The 3,239-nt window shown below is 53.5% G+C and carries 2 protein-coding genes; both read right to left on the bottom strand.

Features of this window, described 5'->3' with window-relative positions; translation table 11 throughout:
• Nucleotides 1–74: 74 nt before the first annotated feature.
• Nucleotides 75–779, bottom strand: a complete 705-nt coding sequence (locus tag NIT7645_RS11340) for a copper resistance protein B (RefSeq protein ID WP_050672443.1) — start codon at nt 777–779, stop codon at nt 75–77.
• A gap of 27 nt (nt 780–806) precedes the next feature.
• The gene (locus NIT7645_RS11335; RefSeq protein WP_082204874.1) at nt 807–2,669 is read right to left on the bottom strand and encodes a copper resistance system multicopper oxidase; all 1,863 of its coding nucleotides are present in this window, start codon (nt 2,667–2,669) and stop codon (nt 807–809) included.
• Nucleotides 2,670–3,239: the final 570 nt, after the last annotated feature.

The following is a 3,239-nucleotide window of genomic DNA, read 5'->3' as shown; positions in this document are numbered from 1 at the left end:
TAGATCAACTTGCGACCGACGGTTGATACAGTCGGATTGAACCGCCCCTTCCGTTCAGAAGGGGCGGTTTCGCGTTAAAACATCAGACGCGTCCCAAAAACAATAGAGGTAACGCCGTTTTCTTCTCCGCTTGCACGAATAAGATCAGCCGTCCCACCAAAGGACTTTTCGTAGTTAACCCCTATGTAAGGTGAGAAGGAACGATCAATCAAATCATAGCTCAGCCGCAGCCCAGCTTCGATTGTTGCACCACCCGAAGCTTGATCATAAGCAAGATCATCCTCAAGGGGAACCGTTACTTCGATGCTAGGCGTCAAGATGAGTCGATTGGTAATTAGACCCTCATACTCCGCCTCAAATCGAAAGAACGAATGATCGGACAAAAAGAAGTCAGCATCAACCTCTAGGAAACCAGGAGCAAGACCTTTAAGGCCTAGCACCGCATTATACCGATCCGGTAATCCGTCGGGTGTACTTGCCTGGACACCGACAACGCCGTCAAAGAAAGTCGAAATCGGGAACTGTAGCCGCAGCTGGTTTTCCAAGCCTTCGAAGTCGCCAGACCCTTCCACGATTTCAGCTTCGCTCCGCCAAACTAACTTCAACTCGTCTGTTCCAACGACGAAATCGAAATCCCAGACAAAGACGTTTTCGCCGTTGTCACCGTCTCGATATTCGAACTGCTCCGCCTGAAACCCGTAGATGAGCGGTTCGGCTTGAGCCGTCGAAGCGGCTGCAAGCATCATGCCTGCAGCGCTAGCTATCTTTATGTTTTGCATTGATCTTTTCCTTCGTATTCGAGGCACTTATGCCGGTCTGCCGCGCACCACGACTTTGCGGAACATGCCTGCATCGGCGTGGTATGAAAGGTGACAGTGGAACGCCCACTGCCCGGGTTCATCAACCTCGACATCCATGTCCACGGTCATGGCGGGGTTCACATTGACGGTATGTTTGATGGGGTTCCGAGACCCTTTGCCCATGTCCACGAGCGACCACATGCCGTGCAAGTGCATCGGGTGCGCCATCATCGTTTCGTTGATGAATCGCATGCGCACGCGTTCTCCGTAATTCAGGACAATCGGCTCCGCGTCACTATACTTCACATCGTTGATCGACCAGATGTAACGCTCCATGTTCCCGGTAAGGCGCAATTCGATGGTGCGCGATGGTTTTCTGTACTTGTATCTGGGCCGCGCGGCCGTCAGATCGGCATAGGACAGGAATTTCCCACCATTGTAGGCCTTGGGTATCAAACCACTACCATTGACATAGGTGGGGTCGACGCTGCTGGGTCCCGACATGCCGCCCATGTTGGAGTGATCCATTCCAGCCATGTTGGAATGGTCCATGCCGGCCATGTTGGAGTCGTTCATACCGGCCATGTTGGAGTGATCCATACCTTCCATGTTGGAGTGATCCATGCCGTCCATATCAGTTTTCTTCATGTCGGTCATGTTGGCGTGGTTCATACCGGTCATGTTCTGCATCACATGACCCTCCATGCCCATTCCACCCATCATACCGCCCATGTCGGCCATGGTGAGAAGCGGTTTCGGCCGCATCGTCGGCACAGCGCCTGCCATACCTTCTCTTGGTGCAAGAGTGCCCCGCACCATGCCGGTACGTCCCACCGATTCCGCGATAATGCTGTAAGCTTTGTTCTCACGCGGCTGCACGATGACATCGTATGTTTCGGCTACAGCAATACGGAGTTCGTCTACCTCGACCGGCTTAACATCATTCCCGTCCGCTTGGACCACGGTCATTTTGAGCCCCGGAATCCGCATGTCGAAATAGGTCATCGCGGACGCGTTGATGAAACGCAGTCGAACTTTCTCACCCGCACGGAACAAGCCGGTCCAGTTCTGCGACGTGCTCTGGCCATTGATTAACGCCGTGAACCCCTGAACGTCCTCGATATCGGTCGGCATCATGCGCATTCTGCCCCACATCCCGCGTTCCTGCAGGGCTGCTTGCAGACTGTCAGCGCGCGAGTCTTTTATGAGTGTTTGGAGCGTGCGCTGCGACCGATTGTAGTAGTCAGGCATTCGCTTGAGATTGCGCATGATCCTGTTGCCGGGGTGCGGATGCTTGTCGGCCAGCTGGACGACATAATCACGATCTGCCCGCACCCGTTCACCTCCGCGAGGCTCGATCACAATGGCCCCGTACGCACCGTCCGGTTCTTGGAACCCGGAATGGCTGTGGAACCAATAGGTGCCAGCCTGGGTGATCGGAAACCGATAGGTGAAGGTCTCTCCCGGGGGGATCCCGTTGAAGCTGATCCCAGGTACGCCGTCTTGAGTAAACGGTAGGATCAACCCATGCCAGTGAATCGAGGTAGTTTCGTTTAGATTGTTTTTGACGTTGATCGTGACTTCTTCACCCTCCTTGAAGCGGAGGACGGTCGGGAACGGGCTATTGTTGTAGCCAACACCCTTCGTGCGGAAATCGCCTGTATCAATCCGCACCCGGTCAACGGTGATGTCATACGTACCCTTAGAAGTAATTTTCGGCGTTTGATGAGCTTGCAAAGCGGTTGGCATTGCGAGAGCTGCAGCTGCCGCCAGACCGAACTCGCGCCGCGAAAGGCCTGTAGAGATATGTTCCGATGTACTCAAAGCAGTGTCTGAGCGTGCAAGGAATTTTGCGCTAAAGAGCGGCATTTTCTTCTCCTTATAAGTGAGATTGTTAGAGTCTGTTAAATTGCAAGATCTGAGATCGGGCGACCGGTTTCTTCGGCGTTGCGAAAAAGCCTACCGGCAACCGCCCTCAAAGCATGCAGATGCAGGGACTAAGCGCTGTTCGCAGTTAACTACACGCACGAAGCAACCTGCAGATCGCAAGGGATTTCAGGAACGCGGAGGGGGCGACTTCACTTCCAGTGTGCGACTCTCGGCGCTCTGCGCCACAAGCTTCTGAGCATTAAAAGCTGTCACAAGACCTAGCGCATAAGGCGTCGGTGGCGTTGTGGAAATAATCGAACAGTGCGCCATCGAGCCAAAGCACGCAGTGTCATGACGCTCTTGCTGATCAGTAACCAGCGCAGCATGCCCTGAGTTATCTTCCGCGCAAATTTCCTGGAACGTTAGAGGCGAGTTCTCAACAGCAACAGACAGAGTTGGAGTGAGCGACAATACTAAAAGAGCGAGCGACAAGACGCAAATTATCTTGGTCATCCATTCCAGCCGCATAGGTCTCTTTCTTCAATCTTCTGAACGATAGCTATCGGTCGT

Origin of the sequence: Phaeobacter italicus, from assembly GCF_001258055.1 — a bacterium.
GTDB lineage: Bacteria > Pseudomonadota > Alphaproteobacteria > Rhodobacterales > Rhodobacteraceae > Phaeobacter > Phaeobacter italicus.
The sequence above is the reverse complement of the archived record's forward strand: the minus strand, read 5'-3'. Positions and strand labels throughout refer to the sequence as shown.

Excerpts from the sequence above, each read along its gene's own strand:
- NIT7645_RS11340 (WP_050672443.1), bottom strand. The coding sequence starts at position 779 with ATGCAAAACATAAAGATAGCTAGCGCTGCAGGCATGATGCTTGCAGCC.
- NIT7645_RS11335 (WP_082204874.1), bottom strand. The coding sequence starts at position 2,669 with ATGCCGCTCTTTAGCGCAAAATTCCTTGCACGCTCAGACACTGCTTTG.